Raw genomic sequence first — 18,226 nt, forward strand, 5'->3', positions numbered from 1 at the left:
GGCTCGGAACGGTGTTCCGACAGGCGATGACCAGAACCGCGGCAGACGGAACAGTGGAAGACGTCACCTGATCCGGTGACCGGAAAGGACTCTCCCATGTTCGTCGCCCTCCGCGACCTCCGCTTCGCCCGGGGCCGATTCATCCTCATCGGCTCGGTCGTCGCCCTCATCACCGTGCTCGTCGGCTTCCTCAGCGGTCTCACCGGCGGTCTCGCCACCCAGAACATCTCAGCCGTGCTCGCCCTGCCGGGTGACCGGATCGTGTTCTCCGCACCCTCGACCGGAGACTCCGCCGGCTTCTCGGATTCCGCCATCAGCGCGAAGCAGGCAACGGAATGGGCGGCGACGCCGGGCGTGACCGCCGCCGAGCCGATCGGTATCGGCCAAACCCGCGCCGAGGCCGGCGACACCCGCGCGGCGATCGCTGTCTTCGGGGTGCAGCCGGGCTTCGACGACACTGCACCGTCACAGGATGGGCGACTCGGTCTGTCCATCCCGGCCGCGAAGGCCCTCGGCGTCACCGTCGGCGACGACGTCACGATCGCAGGCACCGCCTACACCGTCGAGAACGTGGGCGGCGACACCTGGTACAGCCACACGCCCGTCGTGGAGCTGACCTTGCACGACTGGCGGGCCTATTCGGCGGCCACCGGGAATCCCGACGCCTACGCCACCGTCCTCGCCGTGACCGGCGACCCCGACTGGGCCGCCGCGGACGCGGCGCACGCGACCATCTCCGAAAGCACGCTCGGATCGCTGACGGCGTTGAGCGCTTTCCGGTCCGAGATCGGCTCCCTCCTGCTGATGGTGGCCATGCTCTTCGGAATCTCGGGACTGGTCATCGGCGCCTTCTTCACCGTCTGGACCATGCAGAGGAAGGGCGACATCGCCGTCCTCAAAGCGCTCGGCGCCACCACCGGGTCGCTGATCCGCGACGCCCTCGGCCAAGCACTCATCGTGCTCCTCCTCGGCATCGGGCTCGGTCTGGGCCTCGTCGCCCTTCTCGGCTCTCTCGCCGGCAGCGCGCTGCCGTTCCTCCTCAGCCCACTCACCACCCTCCTTCCCGGCGTGATCATGATCGCGCTCGGGCTCGCCGGGGCCGCATTCGCGCTCCGGTCCGTCACCTCCGCCGACCCCCTCACCGCCCTCGGGAGCAATCGATGATCCGCCTGAACAACGTCACCCTCACCTTCCCCGACGGCGACAGCCGCGTCACCGCCGTGGACGACGTCTCCCTCACCGCCCGCCCCGGCACCGTCACCGGAATCACGGGGCCGTCCGGCTCCGGAAAGTCCAGCCTGCTCGCCGTCGCAGCGACCCTCATCCGACCCGACGCCGGCGAGGTCATCATCGACGACGTCGACGTCACCCGGCTGGACGCCGGCGAAGCCGCCGAGCTCCGCAGGAACAGCATCGGCATCGTCTTCCAGCAGTCGAACCTGATCCCGTCGCTCACGGCCCAGGAGCAGCTGTCGGTGATGAACGAGCTCGGCGGCAGCCACCGCAGGCGCAACCGCGCGCGGGCCGCGGAGCGAGCCCTCGAACTCCTCGACGCCGTCGGCCTCCCCGATCAGCGCCGCAAACGCCCCCACCAGCTCTCCGGCGGCCAGCGCCAACGCGTGAACATCGCGCGCGCCCTGATGAACGACCCCAGCGTGCTCCTCGTCGACGAACCCACGAGCGCCCTCGATCAGGAGCGCGGGGCCGGCATCATCGACCTGATCCTGCAGCTCACCGACCGCCTCGACACGTCGACGCTGCTCGTCACGCACGACCGCAGCCATCTTCCGCGGATGCACGGAGTGGTCCACCTCGTCGACGGCAGGCTCCAGCCCGTGAGCGATGTCGCCTAGCGCTCGGCGCGGAGTTCGCTCCCGTGTGCCGTGAGTGCGTAGATGATGAGGACGTCCATCGCGATGACGATGAATGCCCACCAGGGTTGTGCCGGCACGAGCAGCAGCTGGCCGATCGCACTCAGGGACGCGAGGACGATGGCGACGACGCGGGCCCAGGTGGCGCCGGTGAAGAGCGCGAACGCGGTCAGGATCAGGAGCACCCCGACGATCAGGTTCCACCAGCCCCAGCCCGCTACGTTGAAGATGAAGAGCGACCCCTTCGTGACCGCGTAGTAGGCGTTCGGTCCGACGATGGCCACGAGCCCTTGGAGCCCGCTGAAGATTCCGCCGATGAGAATGAGGATGCCCGCGAAACGTCCCCAGCCGACCCAACCTGTTGCCTTGACAGTGCTCATGATCCCGATCGCCTTTCGACCAAATCTCTGCGCCGCCTCATGGTCGGCGCAGGCTTGCACCTGCGTGTTGGCTCTGAGTATGCCGTAAGGTCCGCCGCCAAGACAACCGTTTCGCTTCAGTCGCGCTGCGCTACGTCGGGTCCGGATTCGCGTCGTCGTCGACACGGAACAGGTGCCAGCTCCACGGGCCGAGTTCGACGAACAGACCGTTCACCAGATCGTCGCCGGAGCGCACGAACGTCGTGTCGTGCGTCGGGTCGACGAGGCGCCAGGAGTGACCGGCGACGTCCGGCCACGGTGCTGTGACGAGCCCCGATGCCGGTCGGTCGCTGAAGTTGACGATGACGAGCCACCGGGTGGCGCCCTCCCAGCTCCAGGCGAGGAGGCTCCGGAACGAATCGTTGTCCGGCCACCCGTGGCGCTCGCTCAGCTGCCAGCGCCCCGACCGGAAGGTCTCGTCGGTCAGCGAGCGGAGCAGTGACGTGTAGAACTCGACCAGCGCGCTATCGACGGGTTCGTCGGGATACCGCCCCAGGAACACCGGGAGCCGGACCCGTCGGCCTTCACGCTGGCCGTCGTGGACGAGACGCGCGCCCGTCTGCGTGAGGATCGCGACGGCCGCCGCCTGGGCGCGCTCCGGCCCGAAGGTCGAGGCGGCGCGCGGTTCGTCGTGGTTCTCGATGAACCGCACGAGGCGGTTCTGATAGCCGATGTCGGCGAGGAGGTGCTGCCTCACGGTGTCGGCGTCGCCGGCCGCCAGGCGGTCGTACAGCTCCTTGTCGTAGCAGTAGTCGAACCCCTGTTCCATCAAGTCCGATTCCATGCCCCAGTACGCCTCCGCGATGAAGAGGAATCCGGGATGGGTCGAGTGGATCCGGGAGATCATCGTCGGCCAGTAATCGTCGCTCGGAGCCGGTCCGACGCGGCCCCCCCAGGTCCGGGCGAAGACATCGTTCATGACGAGCATGGCCATGTCGCACCGCACACCGTCGCACTGGTCCGCGATGGAGCTGAGGGTGTCGACGACAGCCGACCGCAGGGCCGGATGGAACGCGTTGAGCTGCACCACATCCGGCCACGCAGGAAAGTACGGGTCCTTGCCGTTGGCGAGGACCCGGCCGGCCACGTCCACGAAAGCCCCGGGGGCGGCGGCGAGGTCCTCGGTGGTGCCGGTGACGAAGAGCTCGGGTCTGCTCGTCGTCCACCGATGATCCGGCGCCACATGGTTGGGCACGAAGTCGAGGATCAACCGGAGTCCCACGCCGGCCATCGCTCGGCGCGCGGCTGCCAGGGCATCCGGTCCACCGAGCTGGTCGTCGACGACATAGTCCCGGATGCAGTAAGGCGACCCGGCCACATCCTCCGGCTTCCAATCGGGCAACGCGGCCTCGAAGTCGTCGCGCAGCCCCGGATTCGCCAGGGCGACGGCGATTCCGGCCGGGCTGCGGCGCCACACGCCCATCAGCCAGATCGCATCGAACCCGAGCTCGGCCAGCTCCTGCCAGTAGCGCACGGGAACCGATCCGAGATCGACCGGGCGCCCCTCGCGAGCGCTGACCGACGCGAGCCACGGCCAGGTGTCGATCTCGTAGATGAACGGATGCGCTGCCAGCGCCGGCAGGCCGGCCTCCGACGACTTCATTCGGGCTCCTTCGCGGGATCGGCCGGCTCCGGGTCCGTGTCCGTGTCCGTGTCCGGGAAGATCAACCGCTGCGTGTCCTGCGGCGGATCGATGAGCAAGTCGGCGACCAGAGCAGTCCAGCCGGTCTGATGCATGGCGCCGAGACCGGCGCCGTTGTCACCGTTGAAGTACTCGAAGAAGGCGAGATTGTCGCGCCAGGCCGGGTCGTCGCGGAATCGGTCGTCTCCGCCGTTGACCGGCCTCGCCCCGTCCGGTCCGGGCAGCCAGATGCTGACGAGCCGGTCGGACAGGTCGCCCGCGATCTCGCGAAGCGTCAGCTGCCGACCGGATCCGGTCGGATACTCGACGGTGAAATCCGGGCCGAAGAACTGGTCATACTGCAGCAGGGCACGGATCACCAGATAGTTCACCGGGAGCCACACCGGGCCGCGCCAGTTGGAGTTCCCTCCGTACATCGCCGTGCGCGATTCGGCGGGCTCGTATTCGATGGTCGCGCCGGGCATGCCCGGGATGCTGTACGGGGTCGTGTGCCGCTTCGAGATCGAGCGCAGTCCGTGAGGAGACAGGAACGCCTCCTCGTCGAAAAGGGTGGCGAACACGCGCGCGAGCTTCTCCCTCGGAATCACCGAGAGCAACAGGCGCCGGGAAGGGCCGGCGCCACGAACCCGCCAGTCGAGGATCTCATGACGATCGTTCTGCTCCAGCCGGCGCGCGAACCGCTTTCGCAGGCGACGGACATAGTCGGCGTCACCGGCCGGGATCGCGATGGCGGGCAGAGCCGGGATGACCCCGACCAGGGTCTGTACCTTGATCGGGATCGGTGTTCCGGAGGGATCGATGAGCCGATCGTAGAAGAACCCGTCGGCGGCATCGTAGAAGCCGGAGTCCTCCAGAGCGTCCACGATCAGCACGGTCTGCTCCAGGTACTTGACGACCATGTCCTCGTAGACGGGGTCGTGCTCGGCCAGAGCGGTGGCCACCGTGAGCATGGCGACCGAGTAGTACGCCATCCAGGCCGTGCCGTCCGCCTGTTCCAGCGAATAGCCCGGAGGGACGTGGGAGCGGTCGATCGGACTGATGTTGTCCAGGCCCAGGAAGCCGCCGCCGAAGAGGTTGTTCCCGTCAGGATCCTGGCGATTCTGCCACCACGTGAAGTTGAGCAGCAGCTTGTTGAAGATCCGTTTGAGGAACACCAGGTCTGTGCCGCCGTCGATGATGAACACCCGGATCGCCGCCAGGGCGTGAACGGGAGGATTGACGTCGTCGAAGTTCCATTCGTAGGCGGGCAGGGCACCGTTCGGATGCTGGAACCATTCCCGCAGGAGCACCTGCAGCTGGTACTTGGCGAAGGCCGGGTCGAGATGGGCCCACGGGATGGTGTGGAAAGCAAGATCCCACGCGGCGAACCAGGGGTACTCCCACGGGTCGGGCATCGCGAGGATGTCGAAGGAGTCGAGGTGACGCCAGTTGACGTTCCGTCCGGTGCGGTGGCCTTCCGGAGGTGCCGGCTCTCCGGGATCGCCGTCGAGCCACCGGTTGACCTGGTAGGGGTACATCTGCTTCGACCAGACGAGTCCGGCGCTGGATTGGCGAAGAATCTGCAGTTGCTCCGGCGTGGTCTCGGCCGGGGCGATGGCGGAATAGAACTCGTCGGCCTCCCGTTCCCGCGTAGACATCAGCTCGTCGAAGCCGGCGCCGTCCCACGACGCGGCCGGGGTCGCTGCGGGCTCGTCGCGGTACAGCCGCACCCGCAACTCGGACTCGCCACCGCCCGGCACGGTCAGCTGATACCACCACGACGCTTTCGTCCCGCGCTGCTCCGGGTTCACCGTGTTCGCCCCGGAGACGACGTGATCGTTGATCCCGTCCTTCGGATACGGGGTCGGGAGGGGCGACCCGAACAGTCGCTCCGTGTTCGTCTCGTTGTCGCAGAACAGCGCCTGCGGTGCGACACCGTCCGGTCCAGCTGCCGCGGCGAGCCGGTAGCCGGACAATCGGGGATGCGTCACGGCGATCGCGCCGTCGGCGCCGAGCGAGAGCTCAGGAGGCTCGACACCGTCGATCCGCCAGCTGTTGTGAAACCACAGCGTGGGCAGCACCGAGAGGGTCGCCTCCTCTGCGGAGTGGTTCGTCACCGTGATCCGCATGTGCACGTCCGTCGGTGACGCCTTCGCGTAGGCGACGTCGACGCCCCAGTAGCGGTCGTCGTCGAAGACGCCCGTGTCGAGCAGCTCGAACTCCGGCTCCTCCCTGTTCCGCCGAGCGTTCTCGTCGATCAGACGCTGGTAGGGGAACGCCTGCATCGGATAGTGGTAGCGCCAGCGCAGCCAGGCGTGGCTCGGCAGTGCATCCGGATACCACCAGTACTCCTTGACATCCTCACCGTGATTGCCCTGAGGTCCGGTGAGCCCGAACATCCGCTCCTTCAGGATCGGGTCCGCGCCGTTCCAGAGCGCCAATCCCAGGCACAGGTCGTGGTGGATGTCGGAGAGGCCGGCCATGCCGTCTTCGTTCCAGCGGTAGGCGCGCGACCGGGCGTGATCGTGCGGCAGGTACGACCAGGCGTCACCGTTGTCGCTGTAGTCCTCCCGCACCGTCCCCCACGCGCGCTCCGACAGATAGGGACCCCACTCGTACCACGGGTTCGCGGTGAAGAGATCGTCTTCGGCAGCGCCCGTCGCCTCGGCGAGGCGGGCGTGTTCCGCCGTCGCGCTCCGTGAAGCCTTGCGAGGTGTCGTCTGGCTCATGGTCGTCCTTCCCGGTTTCCCAACCCTCCCACAAACGATTCGCGGAGCGAAGAGTGCGCCGATAAACATCCGGGGATGTAACCCGCCATTCATAGACTGTTAGGTTGACCCCCGCGCGGGGGCCACGCCAGTGTCATTCGTGGGCCTCCTGATGGGGCCGCACTGCCGGACGAATCCCCCCGCACAACGTCATGGCGGGACTCCGTCCACAGCATCACGAATCGATAGGGGTACGTACATGCAAGGCAATTCACCTCGACGCAGGCCTCTGCGCCGTCTCGCTGCGCTGGCCAAAGGCCATCGCATTCTCGCGGTCACCGCCGCGGGCTGCACGCTCGCTCTGCTGGGCGGCGGCATCGCCACCGCGTCGACGATCGCGCTGGGCGACCAGCAGGTCGGAACCCAGTACAAGGGCGGGGAGCAGATCTCCTCCGACCAGATGATCAAGCCCATCGGCGACCGTGTCATGACGCCGTTCGGCAAGCTCATGGGGTCGGTCGTCAGCCCGAACGGCCGCTACCTCGTCGGGACCAGCACCGACCGCTCGGTCGACCTGCAGGTCTTCGACCTCAACACCTACAAGCCGGTCGCGGCAGCGGGCACCCTCGCGGCCGCGTCGTTCGCGACCGCGGCGACCAACGCCGGCTTCGGGAACCTGGCCTACCTCAAGATCTCCGACGGCACCGTCGGCCAGGAGGGCCCGGTCTTCTCCCCCGACGGGAAGTTCCTCTTCTCCCCGGTGGCCACCGGTATCGTCCGCTACCCCTTCAACGCGGACGGCTCGCTCGGAGCCGGAACGAAGATCAGCATCCCGACCGCGGGCGGCCTCCAGGCGCTGACGGCCGGTATGGCCTTCTCCGCCGACGGCTCGACCCTCTACGCCGCCGTCAACGGCCAGAACACGGTGGTCGCGATCGACGCGGCCGCGGGCACGATCAAGCAGACCTTCGAGGTCGGCATCGCTCCCCGCCAGGTGAAGTTCGTCGGCAACACTCTCTATGTCTCGAACGAGGGCGGCCGCCGGGCCGTCGCCGGAGACACGACGATGGACTCCTACGGCACGCAGGTACCGGCCAACACCACGCTGGGCACCTCCACGACGGGAACGGTCAGCGTCATCGACACGGCGAACCCGTCGACGCCGGTCTCGTCGATCGCGGTGCAGCTCCACCCGACGGCGATGTACCTCGACGGCACCACCCTGTACGTCGCGAACACCAACAGCGACACCGTCTCGGTCGTCGACACGAAGTCCGGTTCGGTCGTGCAGACCTTCGTCACCCAGCCGTGGGCATCGTCGAAGACCGGCTACCAGCCGACCGCGATCACCATGCAGGGCGACCACCTGCTGGTCTCGCTCGGCAGCGCCAACGCCATCGCGGTGTACAAGGTCGACCGGAAGGACCCGCGCGACCCGGCCAGCTACATCGGCCTCCTGCCGACGGACTACTTCCCGGAGAACGTCAGCGCGGTGAACGGCAAGATCGTGGTCACCAACACGCGCGGAATCGACGCGCGCGGACCCGCTCTGACCTTCAACAAGGGGCAGGGCACCACCGCGGCGACGGGTCACGCGACCCACGCGACCACCGCGTCCCTCACCCGGTTCACACTGCCGAGCGACAAGGAGATCCAGAAGTACACCGCGCAGGTGTTCGTCCAGAACGGCTGGAACGGCAGCTCGGTCAAGCAGGCGCAGGGCGACGACGGCGCGAACCAGCCGGTGGATGCCCTCCCGAAGCGCATCGGGGACCCGTCGGCCATCAAGCACGTGTTCCTCCTGGTCAAGGAGAACCGCAGCTACGACCAGTTCTACGGCGACATGAAGCAGGGCAACGGCGACCCGTCGCTCACGCAGTTCGGTCAGAAGGTCACCCCGAACCAGCACGCGCTCGCGACGCAGTTCGGCCTGTACGACAACATCTACGACATCGGGACGAACTCGGCTGAGGGCCACAACTGGCTGATGCAGGGCGACAACCCGGCGTACACCGAGACCAGCGCAGGCGAGTACACCCGCTCGTACGACACCGAGGAGGACGTGCTGGGTCACCAGCGCTCCGGCTTCCTCTGGAACTCGGTTCAGTCGGCCGGCAAGAGCGCGAAGAACTTCGGTGAGTTCGAGTACGGCGAAGGCAAGCCGGCCGGGGCGACCTGGCAGCAGTACTACTGCACGGCGAAGGACGTCATGGCAGGGGGCGACTCGAGCCAGCTGTTCTCCCCGTCGCTCCAGCTGCACGCCAGCTCGGCGATTCCGTCGCTCAACGCGATCACGGACCCGAACGCGGCGCCGTTCGACCTCGCGGTGCCGGACATCTACCGGTACGAGACCTGGAAGCAGGACTTCGAGAAGAACGGCCCGGCCAACCTCAACATGGTGTGGCTGTCGAGCGACCACACGGGCGGCACCGCCGACCCGGAGGCACAGGTCGCCGACAACGACCTCGCTGTCGGGAAGATCGTCGACGAGATCTCGCACTCTCCGTACTGGAAGGACTCGGCGATCTTCGTCGCCGAGGACGACACCCAGGACGGCGCGGACCATGTCGACGGTCACCGCGCTCCCGTTCAGGTGATCAGCCCGTACGCGGTCCACGGCAAGACGGTCAGCACGTACTACTCGCAGATCAGCATGGTGCGGACCATCGAGCAGATCCTCGGCGCCCAGCCGTTGAACCAGAAGATCGCCGCGGCATCGCCCATGACCGACGCGTTCACCAACAAGGCCAACCTGACGCCGTACAACGCGGTGCTCAACCAGGTGCCCCTGACCGAGGGTGTGGTGACCGCGCCTGCCTGCGGGTACGACACGCTCGGCGCCAAGGGCGCTGCGGCGGATGCGGTCAATGCCGCCGCTGCCAAGGCGGCCGTGATCCCGGCGTCTGAGAAGACGGTCGCCGCCCAGTGGCAGAAGTGGTCGGAGAAGCAGCACTTCACCGGAACCGCCGGTCACGACGCGGTCCCCGACTACGACAACCCGGATCTGATGAACCGCTGGACCTGGTATCAGACCCACCACTGGACGTCCCCGTACCCCGGAGACACCAAGATCTACGGGCCTGACAATGTCCCGGGCATCCCGGCGGGCTCTGTCAATCACGACGACAACTGATCACACTCTGATCGGCTGCTAGCCGATCGCTGATCGCCTGGACGCGCCGGGCCCGACGGGAATTCCGCCGGGGCCGGCGCGTTCGTCGCTTTCTGAGCCGCATCCGTCGATCGGGGGTCTTGACTCCGCACTTGTTTTTTGCAAGTGTTGTGACGTCCACTTATCGGACCCAACTGAGGAGACCACGATGACCTCGATGTTCGTCAACCTGCCGGTGACCGACCTGGAGCGCGCGAAGGCGTTCTACACGGCGATCGGATTCACCATCAACCCGCTGTTCTCCGACCACAACGCGGCCTGCGTTGTCGTCGAGGACGACCACAGCTACTTCATGATCCTGGTGCGCGAGTACTTCCAGACCTTCACGGACCTGCCGCTCGGCGACCCTGCGACGGCTCCGTCCGTGTCGACGGCGATCTTCGTCGACACTCGCGAAGCGGTCGACACCGCGATCACCGACGGCATCGCCGCGGGCGGCACCGAGCCGCGCCCGGCCGCCGACTACGGCTTCATGTACCAGCGGCAGCTCACCGACCCCGACGGCAACATCCTCGAGTTCGGCTACATGGACCCGACCGCCGCCGCGCAGGGCCCCGAGGCCTACGCGAACCAGCAGGCCTGAGGTCGATGGCCGCACGCGACTACGGGCAGTACGGCGGTATCACCCGGGCGCTGGAGCTCGTCGGCGAGCGCTGGGCGATGCTCATCGTCCGGGATCTGCTCGTCGGACCGCGCCGCTACGGTGAGCTGGCCGCGGGGCTCCCGCGCATCCCGAGCAATATCCTGGCTGCGCGCCTGAAGGAGCTCCAAGCGGCCGGCATCATCCACCGGATGCCCCGCTCACGCGTCATCGTCTACGAGCTGACGCCCTACGGCCGCGAGCTCGAGCCCGTCATGCTCGCGCTCGGCGCCTGGGGCTTCAAGGCGCTGCGCGATCCGCGGGACGAGCAGATCATCACCCCCGACTCGATGACCATGGAGCTCCGCACGGCCTTCCGCCGGCAGGTGGCGGCGGAGCTGCCTGCCACCGCGTACGCGGCACGCTTCGGTCCCGCCGAGCTGCTCATCCGGGTGGACGGCCCCACCCTCGACGTGACGCGCGGCGACGGACCCGTCGACCTCGCCTTCGCCGCCGGTCCGGGCATCCGCCGGCTCATCTCCGGTGAGCTCGCCCCGGATCGGGCGATCGCGACCGGTATGGTCGAGGTGCTGCGCGGGCGGGGGGACCTCCTGGGCCGCTTCGCAAGCACGTTCCACCTGGCTGCGTGACGCGGGTGCGGCTCAGGTGTGCGACGCTGCGGCGATGGCGGCGATCGACTCGTTCAGAGTCGCGTCGAACTCCTCGCGGCTCTGCCGCACGGACAGCCCTTCGGTGAGGGCTCGGGAGAAGCTGGCGATGACGCCGTTGTTGCGTGCGAGACGTTCATCCGCCTCCGCCCTGGTGTATCCGCCGGAGAGGGCGAGCACCCGGAGCACGTTGCGGTGGTCGAGCACGGGTCGGTAGAGGTTGTCGGTCTCCGGAAGGGTCAGTTTCACCATCACCGACTGGTCGGCATCGAGCTCGCCGGCCTTCTCGAGGAGTGCACCCTTGAGCTGATCCTCCGCCTCGCGCTTGCGCGGACTGTGGATGTCGATCTCGATCTCGATGATGGGCACCAGACCGGCCGCCAGCACCTCCCGAGCGACCGCGAACTGCTGCTCGACCACGGCGTCCACCCCGGCGCCGGGCAACGTGACGAACGACCGCATCTTCGTGCCGAACATTCCGTTGGTCAGCGCGCGCTTCAACAGGCCGCTCAGGTCCGGGATGGGCTTCATCGTCTGAGCGCCGTCCTGGCTGGCGGACAGCCCCGCGTCGATCTTGAGGAACGGCACGATCCGCTTGATCGCCCACACGTATTCGGCGGACGGCCGACCGTCGATCGTGCGATCCATGGTGTTCTCGAACAGGATCGCGCCGAGAATCCTGTCTCCGTCGAAGCTCGGGCTGGTGATGATCCGGGTTCGCATCTCGTGCACCAGGTCGAACATCTCGGCATCGGTCGAATACGCGTCATCCGGGATGCCGTAGCGTCGCAGAGCCTGCGGAGTGCTCCCGCCGCTCTGATCGAGCGCCGCGACGAAGCCGGCTCCGGCGGCGATCTTCTCCAGCTGTTCGTCGTTCATCGCATCGGTCAGTGGTCGACGGCAGCCTTCAAAATGGCTGCGATTCTCTTCTTGTCGGCGTCATCCATCGTGGTGAGGGCGAAACCGACCGGCCACAGGTTGCCGTCATCGAGAGTCGCCGCCTGCTGGAACTCGAGTGTGGCATAGCGGATCTTGAACTTCGAGCCCGGCTTGAAGGCGACGACGGTCTTGCCGTCGGCGTCCGCATAAGCGGGCATCCCGTACCAGGTCTTCGCTGCCAGCGAGGTGTTCTCCCTGACCAGCTGGTGGAAGGCCTCCGCGAGGTCCTTGTCGGTGCCGGTCATCGCGGCGATCGCTGCATCGCACGCGGCCGCGGCATCCGCGCCTTCCTGCGCAGCCTTCTTCTCGGCGACGGCTGCCTTGATGGCGGCCTTCTCCTCTTTGCTGAATGTGGTCGTAGCCATGGGTGGCCTCCCTCTCTCTGAGCTCTCACCATTGTCGGGTTGCAGGCTTTGCCTCCGCTTCTCGAATCCTGCTCATCTGGGCGAGGAGTCCTCACCCACGACACCGCCGGTGAGTTCCTTGCGGTTCTTCGCATACCTCCTCTTGCCGACCGTGCGCCACAACAGCCGGGCCGGCGCCGGCAGGTTCTCACGCTGCCATTCGGTGCCTCCGTCGGGCTGGGCAGCCAGGATCGCGCCCAGCGTCTCCCAGCTCTTGCCCTTCGGGGTCGCCTTGCGCCCGTGGTCGGCGAACCAGTCGACCTCTTTCGGAGTCAGCGTCGTCTCCATCACGGGAACGATGTTCGCCTCCTCGTCGGGAAGATGAATAGCGAGAGCCGCATTGATGCCGTCGAGGGAGGATCGCACAGCGACAGCATCGCCTTGTCGTCCGCTCGCGCGCCAGGCGGGCAACGCGGCATCCATCTCATTCAGGTGCACGAGCAACTCGGCGTGATGCTGCTTCATCCGCTCGACGTGGACAGCGCACGAGGGTGCGCGCTGCTCGAGCGTGCCCCACAGGTGCGTGTCTTCGCCTTCGTGGTGTGCATGGAGCTCGACAGACAGCATCGCCAGGTGATCGCCGACGACATCCGCGTGCGCCTTATCGCCCTCCGCGACGCCTGTGACCAGCGTCGGCGCCTCGGCGAATCCCGCACGGAACAGTCGGTGGATCTCGGCCATTCCGCGGGCGTCGCAGGTCTTGGTGCTTCCTGCCGGCCCCTTCGATGCGTCTCCGCTCGAGGGCAGGGCGGTTGCGGGCATGAGGCTCTCCGTTCGTCGACGAACTGGCGATCGAACTCTATTCGGAGTACGGCCGACCGACAAGACCCGGGTGAGCCGGGCGCCCAGCGGTCTTTCGGCGCGCGGCAGGCGAGGTGCATACTGATCCCGAATCCGGGTACGCATCCTTGTGGGGGTTGTCATGGTCTGCGAGATCGGCATCCTTCCAGAAATTCTGTCAGTCGAGCAAGACCTACATCGTGGCCCTCGATCGGTACGGCGACGTGCTGAACCAGACCGCCCCCACGGTCGGCGATGTCACGGATGCCGGCTCCGACCTCGCCAGGCCACGGCCACCCCTGCCGCCACTCCCGCGCCGACGACCACTCCCCTGGTTCCGGCCGCGACGGTGGACCGCGTCAAGCAGGCCGAGTCGGAGTTCTCCGCCGCCGAGGAGAAGATCACCGACAAGACCACGCTGGCGGACGCATCCGAGCAGTCCAACAGTGCCGCCGTCGCGCTCGAGTTCGCCTGGCTGCGCCTGTTCGCAGCTGAAGCAGCCGAAACCCACCTCCACGCCGTCGCCGACCCCGTCCAGCTGACGGTTCCTCTCCCGCGGTGAACCGTTCGCGGTGGGCTAGCGACGGGTGAGCTGGAAGACCGGGATGCGGCGCTCCGTCTTCTCGAGGTAGCCCCCGAACTGCGGTTCCTCGGCCGTGATCGCGTCGTACGCTTGCCGCCACTCGTCCCCCACGAGTTCCGTCGCCGTCACGGGTACCGTCTCGATCTCGCCATCCACGAGAGCCTCGATCTCGATCGACGGATTCGCTCGCAGGTTGTGGTACCACGCGGGGTTCTCGGGCGAGCCGCCCTTCGACGCCACCACCCGCCACCCTCCGCCGTGGCGGAAGCCGACGACCGGGTTCAGGCGCGTCTCGCCGGACTTGGCCCCGATCGAGTGCAAGATGACCAGCTTCGGGCCCCAGTAGTTCTCGGTGCCCTTGCTGCTGCGGAACGCGCTGATGACATCATCATTCCAACCCATGACGAGGACAACGCCCGCGCGGCCCGGAACCTTCCGGATGACGAGATCGACCGCTAAATGAGGGACTCGTCGAGGTCGGCCAGCATCCGGTCGCCCGAAGCGAGCAGATCCAGTTGCGCGTCGGCGCGGGGCAGCACGTGGAGGAAGAAGAACCGGGTCGTCAGCCGCTTGCCTTCGGCGAACGGATCGGTCCTGCCCTGAAGCGCCAGCACCTGGTCGAGCAGGAGCCACGCGACGACCAGGTCGCCGGCCGCGTCGAGGTACTCGCTCGCATTGACCAGTGCACTCACGGGGTCCCCGCCGACCCACAAGGCACGGGTGATGTCCCCAAGACGTGCGACGCGATCGGCGAGCAGGGGTGCGAGGTCGCTTCCCAGCGCATCCGCCCGACGCGCAGTGTCCGTCATCGCCTCCAGCAGCAGGGCGAACCCGGCCCCGTCAGCGAGCCGCACCTTGCGGCCCAGCAGATCGAGCGCATGGATGCCGTGGGTCCCTTCGTGGATGTCGTTGAGCCGGTTGTCGCGATAGAACTGCTCGACCGGGAAGTCGCGCACATAGCCGCTTCCCCCGTGAATCTGGATGGCGAGGTCATCGGCCTTCACGCCCCATTGCGATGGCCAGCTCTTGGCGATGGGGGTGAGCACATCCACGAGGAGATCGGCTTCCGCGCGCGCCGCGCCGTCTGCGGCGGTCTGCGCCAGATCGAGAAGTCGCGTCGTGTACAGCACGAGCGCGATCGAGCCCTCGGCGTAGGCCTTCGCCTCCAGCAGCATTCGCCGAACATCCGGATGCCGGACGATCGGAACCGGAGGAAGCGTCGGATCCTTCGCGGCGAGATCACGGCCCTGCACGCGGTTCCGCGCATACTCACGGGCGTGAAGGAATCCGGTCTCGGCCAGTGCGGCCGCGGACGCGCCGACCGCGAGCCGCGCCTCGTTCATCATGTGGAACATGTATGCCAGACCGTGGCCTTCCTCTCCGATGAGGTAGCCGACGGCACCGACGCCATCTCCCACCGGGTAAGCGCCCGATCCGTAGGACAGCGCCGTGTTGACCGTTCCGCGGAAACCCATCTTGTGGTTCAGACCGACGAGTGCGATGTCGTTGCGCTGGGTCAGCGCTCCCGGCTCACCGAGCCATTTCGGCACGATGAGGAGCGAAAGACCTCTCGTCCCCGCCCCACCGGTGCGCGCGAGCACGAGATGGACGATGTTCTCGCTGAGCTCGTGATCTCCGCCCGAGATCCACATCTTCTCTCCGCGGAGCCGGTAGGTCCCATCGTCCTGACGCTGTGCCACCGTGTCGAGGTCGCCGAGCGATGAGCCGACCCCGGGCTCTGAAAGGTTCATGGTGCCGAACCACCGCCCGTCCGCCATCGGCGGGAGATAGTGCTCGACCAGTTCGGGAGCCGCGTAGGCGCGGATCAGGTTGGCGGCCGCCGTCGTCAGCAAGGGGTAGGCGGACGTCCCGATGTTCGCGGCCTGCAGCCACATCGAGGCGGCGCGGTAGACCACGTGGGGCAGCTGGAACCCGCCGACCTGCTCGTCCATCGTCGCGCCGAGCAGGCCGGCCCCGGCGAACGCATCGAGCGCGGTCTTGACACCCGCGACGATCCGGACCGATCCGTCGACGAGGTGCGGCTCGTCGAGGTCCGAGGCTCGGCTGTGCGGCTGGAAGTACTCCTCCGCGATCCTGCGGGTGAGATCGATGACCTCGTCGAAGGTCTCCCGGCTGTGCTCGGCATAGCGCGGGAGCGCGGTCAGCTCGTCCACCTTCAGCCAGTCGTACAGGACGAACTCGAGATCGTTCGGATCCAGAATGGTGGACTCGTTACGGTTCATCGTTATCCGCTGACCTTTCCGAACAGCCTCGCGATGGGAGCGAGGACCAGGGGACGTGCGGCGGCCCAGGCAGCGCCGATGACCACCAGCGACGCGACGAAGATCCAGAAGCCGATCCAGTTGTCGGCGTACGCGGCGGGATCGGTCGACCCCAGGGCGGCATACATGTGGTTCAGGTTGCGCAGCGCACCGGTCGCGAACACGAGCGCCACGTGCACGACGACGAACGCCACGAAGAAGATCATCACGGGGAAGTGCACTCTGCGTGCCCACTCCACCGGGTAGAGCCGGTTCAGAGTCGCGGCCCCCTTCGGCCACACGCCGCTCATCCTGACTCCGGTGATGATCGCGAGCGGTGCGGCCACGAACACCACCGTGAAGTACGCGAGCTGCTGGAGCGCGTTGTAGTTGACCCAGCCGTTCTCGGTCGGCCAGTCCAGAGAGACGTACTGCAGCGTCGCGGACACCGCGTTGGGGAACACCGCCCACGAGGTCGGCACGATGCGCATCCATTGCCCCGTCGTGAACAGAAGGATCACGAACACGATCCCGTTCGCGATCCAGAGGATGTCCAGCGACTGGTGGAACCACAGCGTCAGGCTGATCCGGCGCCGCGAGCTGCGACGCGACCAGAACACGGCCGGCCTCTTGTCACGCCTCACCTGCAGACCGGAGCGGATGATGAGGACGAGGAAGAACGTGGTGAGGAAGTGCTGCCAGCCCAGCCAGGCCGGAAGACCGACGGGCGCATCGGCCGGGAGCGGATTCGCCCCCGGGTAGGACGCGAGGAAGTCCTGTACGGAGGGCAGCGACACCAGAAGCTGGGCCAGCGCGACCAAGACCGCAGCGATCAGGATGAGACCGGCGACGCTCACCGCCACCACTCCCACCAACTGGATTCCCGTGTACGGCCCGTAGCGACTCGGCTCGGCCGGGCGCTCGACGGGACGCGGCGGTGGAGCGGGTGCTTCCGCCGGCGCCGCTGCCGGCACTGCCGCGGGCGGCACAGCGGGCTCTGCAGCCGGCTCGGCTTGAGCCGCCACGACTGCGACCGCGGGTGGCGGCGGTTCGGCGCCCGTCGCCCGGGGCAGACCCCGGCGTAGCGCAGGCGCGGCGGCAGTGGCAGGCGCGGCGGCAGTGGCAGGCGCCGCAGCGGCAGGCGCGGCGGCGGCCGTTTCGACCAGCGGCCAGGGTGGATCGCCGGGCACCCGGGGAAGCCCGCGGCGCACGGCATGCGAGTCGGTCGCCACCCGCTACCCCTTCTTCGCCTCGAGCGCCGCGATCAACTGAGGAACCACCGTGAACACGTCGCCCACCACGCCGAAATCCGCGATCGCGAAGATCGGCGCATTCGCATCCTTGTTCACCGCAATGATCGTCTTCGCCGTCTGCATCCCTGCTCTGTGCTGAATCGCACCCGAAATGCCCAAGGCCACATACAGTTGCGGCGACACCGAGACCCCGGTCTGCCCCACCTGGTACGCGTAAGGGACATATCCCGCATCCACCGCGGCACGGGATGCCCCCACCGCCGCCCCGAGCACGTCGGCCAACTGCTCCACCAGCGCGAACTTCTCGGCCGAACCGAGACCGCGCCCTCCCGCTACGACCTTCGCCGCGCCGCGCAGCTCCGGCCGACTCGAGGAGCCCGATGCCTCTTCGAACGACTCGATCGTCGCCGCACGCGTTCCCGAGGGTGTGACCGTCAGGCGCGACACGGCCGGGGCGGCCACTGCCTGGGCACGCTCCTCGCCGGCGCCTTGTCGCATCGTGATGACGAGCGCTCCGAAGGTCGATGCCGAGGTGACGTTGAACGCGCCGCCATAGACCGAGTGGTGTGCGACCACGCCCTCCTCGTCGCGATCCAGGCCGACGGCATCCACCGCCACCGCGAGCGACCGCCTCGCTGCGAAACCTCCCGCCACGTCGCGCCCGTCGACCGAATTCGAAAGCAGAACGGCGGCGGGCCGCACGAGCTCGAATGCCGCGTCCAGCGCGTCGACGGCCGGCGCGATCAGCTCGGTCGCCTCGTCGCTGTGGACGAGCACGGATGCCGCGCCCAGCTTCCCGGCAGTAGCCGCGAGAGCGTCGAGCCGCGACTCATCCGTCACCAGCAGGGCGACCGGGGTGCCGATCGTGGCGGCGGCGCCCAACAGGCCGGCGCACGAGGAGGACAGTTCCCCCGCCGGTGTGGTCTCCAGCAGGACCAGGACCGCGTCCGAAGCGAACTCCGCCATC

General features: G+C 67.6%; 16 protein-coding genes. 6 read left to right on the forward strand and 10 right to left on the reverse strand.

Going from position 1 to position 18,226, the window contains the following annotated elements:
* Positions 1-96: 96 nt before the first annotated feature.
* Together ACFVV5_RS15295 and ACFVV5_RS15300 are read left to right on the forward strand one after the other, a co-directional pair.
* Positions 97-1,164, forward strand: a complete 1,068-nt coding sequence (locus ACFVV5_RS15295) for an FtsX-like permease family protein (RefSeq protein WP_387245796.1) — start codon at positions 97-99, stop codon at positions 1,162-1,164.
* Positions 1,161-1,853: an ABC transporter ATP-binding protein gene (locus tag ACFVV5_RS15300; protein WP_387245798.1), complete on the forward strand. Its 693-nt coding sequence runs from the start codon at positions 1,161-1,163 to the stop codon at positions 1,851-1,853. Before ACFVV5_RS15295 ends, ACFVV5_RS15300 begins: the two co-directional genes overlap by 4 nt.
* Here the strand turns inward: ACFVV5_RS15300 and ACFVV5_RS15305 are convergent.
* The 3 genes from ACFVV5_RS15305 to ACFVV5_RS15315 form a co-directional block, all read right to left on the reverse strand.
* Entirely contained in the window at positions 1,850-2,251 is a 402-nt protein-coding gene (locus tag ACFVV5_RS15305; RefSeq protein WP_387245800.1) for a hypothetical protein, read from the reverse strand. The two genes, ACFVV5_RS15300 and ACFVV5_RS15305, sit on opposite strands and share 4 nt — an antisense overlap.
* A gap of 130 nt (positions 2,252-2,381) precedes the next feature.
* A complete protein-coding gene (locus tag ACFVV5_RS15310) occupies positions 2,382-3,893 on the reverse strand; it encodes an alpha-amylase family glycosyl hydrolase (RefSeq protein ID WP_387245802.1) in 1,512 nt (503 codons plus the stop codon).
* Entirely contained in the window at positions 3,890-6,640 is a 2,751-nt protein-coding gene (locus ACFVV5_RS15315; protein WP_387245804.1) for a glucosidase, read from the reverse strand. The genes ACFVV5_RS15310 and ACFVV5_RS15315 overlap by 4 nt, the downstream gene beginning before the upstream one ends.
* A 238-nt stretch (positions 6,641-6,878) precedes the next feature.
* On the opposite strand from ACFVV5_RS15315, the gene ACFVV5_RS15320 reads away from it, so the two are divergent.
* From ACFVV5_RS15320 to ACFVV5_RS15330, 3 genes are all read left to right on the forward strand, one after another.
* A complete protein-coding gene (locus tag ACFVV5_RS15320) occupies positions 6,879-9,752 on the forward strand; it encodes an alkaline phosphatase family protein (protein ID WP_387245806.1) in 2,874 nt (957 codons plus the stop codon).
* Positions 9,753-9,939: 187 nt separating this feature from the next.
* Entirely contained in the window at positions 9,940-10,374 is a 435-nt protein-coding gene (locus tag ACFVV5_RS15325; RefSeq protein ID WP_387245808.1) for a VOC family protein, read from the forward strand.
* A gap of 5 nt (positions 10,375-10,379) precedes the next feature.
* Positions 10,380-11,021: a winged helix-turn-helix transcriptional regulator gene (locus ACFVV5_RS15330; RefSeq protein WP_387245810.1), complete on the forward strand. Its 642-nt coding sequence runs from the start codon at positions 10,380-10,382 to the stop codon at positions 11,019-11,021.
* 12 nt (positions 11,022-11,033) lie between these two features.
* On the opposite strand, the gene ACFVV5_RS15335 is transcribed toward ACFVV5_RS15330, so the two are convergent.
* The 3 genes from ACFVV5_RS15335 to ACFVV5_RS15345 all read right to left on the reverse strand — a co-directional run bounded on the left by ACFVV5_RS15335 (position 11,034) and on the right by ACFVV5_RS15345 (position 13,144).
* Complete coding sequence (locus ACFVV5_RS15335; RefSeq protein WP_387245812.1) at positions 11,034-11,918, reverse strand: fructose bisphosphate aldolase; 885 nt, start codon at positions 11,916-11,918, stop codon at positions 11,034-11,036.
* 8 nt (positions 11,919-11,926) lie between these two features.
* Positions 11,927-12,343: a hypothetical protein gene (locus ACFVV5_RS15340; protein WP_387245814.1), complete on the reverse strand. Its 417-nt coding sequence runs from the start codon at positions 12,341-12,343 to the stop codon at positions 11,927-11,929.
* A 72-nt stretch (positions 12,344-12,415) separates the two neighbouring features.
* Positions 12,416-13,144, reverse strand: a complete 729-nt coding sequence (locus ACFVV5_RS15345) for a hemerythrin domain-containing protein (protein ID WP_387245816.1) — start codon at positions 13,142-13,144, stop codon at positions 12,416-12,418.
* Positions 13,145-13,511: 367 nt separating this feature from the next.
* On the opposite strand from ACFVV5_RS15345, the gene ACFVV5_RS15350 reads away from it, so the two are divergent.
* The gene (locus tag ACFVV5_RS15350) at positions 13,512-13,724 is read left to right on the forward strand and encodes a hypothetical protein (protein ID WP_387245818.1); all 213 of its coding nucleotides are present in this window, start codon (positions 13,512-13,514) and stop codon (positions 13,722-13,724) included.
* Positions 13,725-13,739: 15 nt separating this feature from the next.
* Here the strand turns inward: ACFVV5_RS15350 and ACFVV5_RS15355 are convergent, their stop codons facing one another.
* Genes ACFVV5_RS15355 through ACFVV5_RS15370 form a run of 4 tightly spaced genes read right to left on the reverse strand, consistent with a single transcriptional unit; the run spans position 13,740 to position 18,225 of the window.
* Positions 13,740-14,147, reverse strand: a complete 408-nt coding sequence (locus tag ACFVV5_RS15355; RefSeq protein WP_387245820.1) for a nitroreductase/quinone reductase family protein — start codon at positions 14,145-14,147, stop codon at positions 13,740-13,742.
* A 53-nt stretch (positions 14,148-14,200) separates the two neighbouring features.
* Complete coding sequence (locus tag ACFVV5_RS15360) at positions 14,201-15,988, reverse strand: acyl-CoA dehydrogenase (RefSeq protein WP_387245822.1); 1,788 nt, start codon at positions 15,986-15,988, stop codon at positions 14,201-14,203.
* A gap of 2 nt (positions 15,989-15,990) precedes the next feature.
* On the reverse strand, positions 15,991-17,238 hold the full coding sequence (locus ACFVV5_RS15365; protein WP_387245824.1) for a cytochrome b/b6 domain-containing protein: 1,248 nt from the start codon (positions 17,236-17,238) through the stop codon (positions 15,991-15,993).
* Between the two features lie 3 nt (positions 17,239-17,241).
* On the reverse strand, positions 17,242-18,225 hold the full coding sequence (locus ACFVV5_RS15370; RefSeq protein WP_387245826.1) for an electron transfer flavoprotein subunit alpha/FixB family protein: 984 nt from the start codon (positions 18,223-18,225) through the stop codon (positions 17,242-17,244).
* Position 18,226: the final 1 nt, after the last annotated feature.

It is taken from the genome of Leifsonia sp. NPDC058248, from assembly GCF_042881905.1.
Classification (GTDB): Bacteria; Actinomycetota; Actinomycetes; order Actinomycetales; family Microbacteriaceae; genus Leifsonia.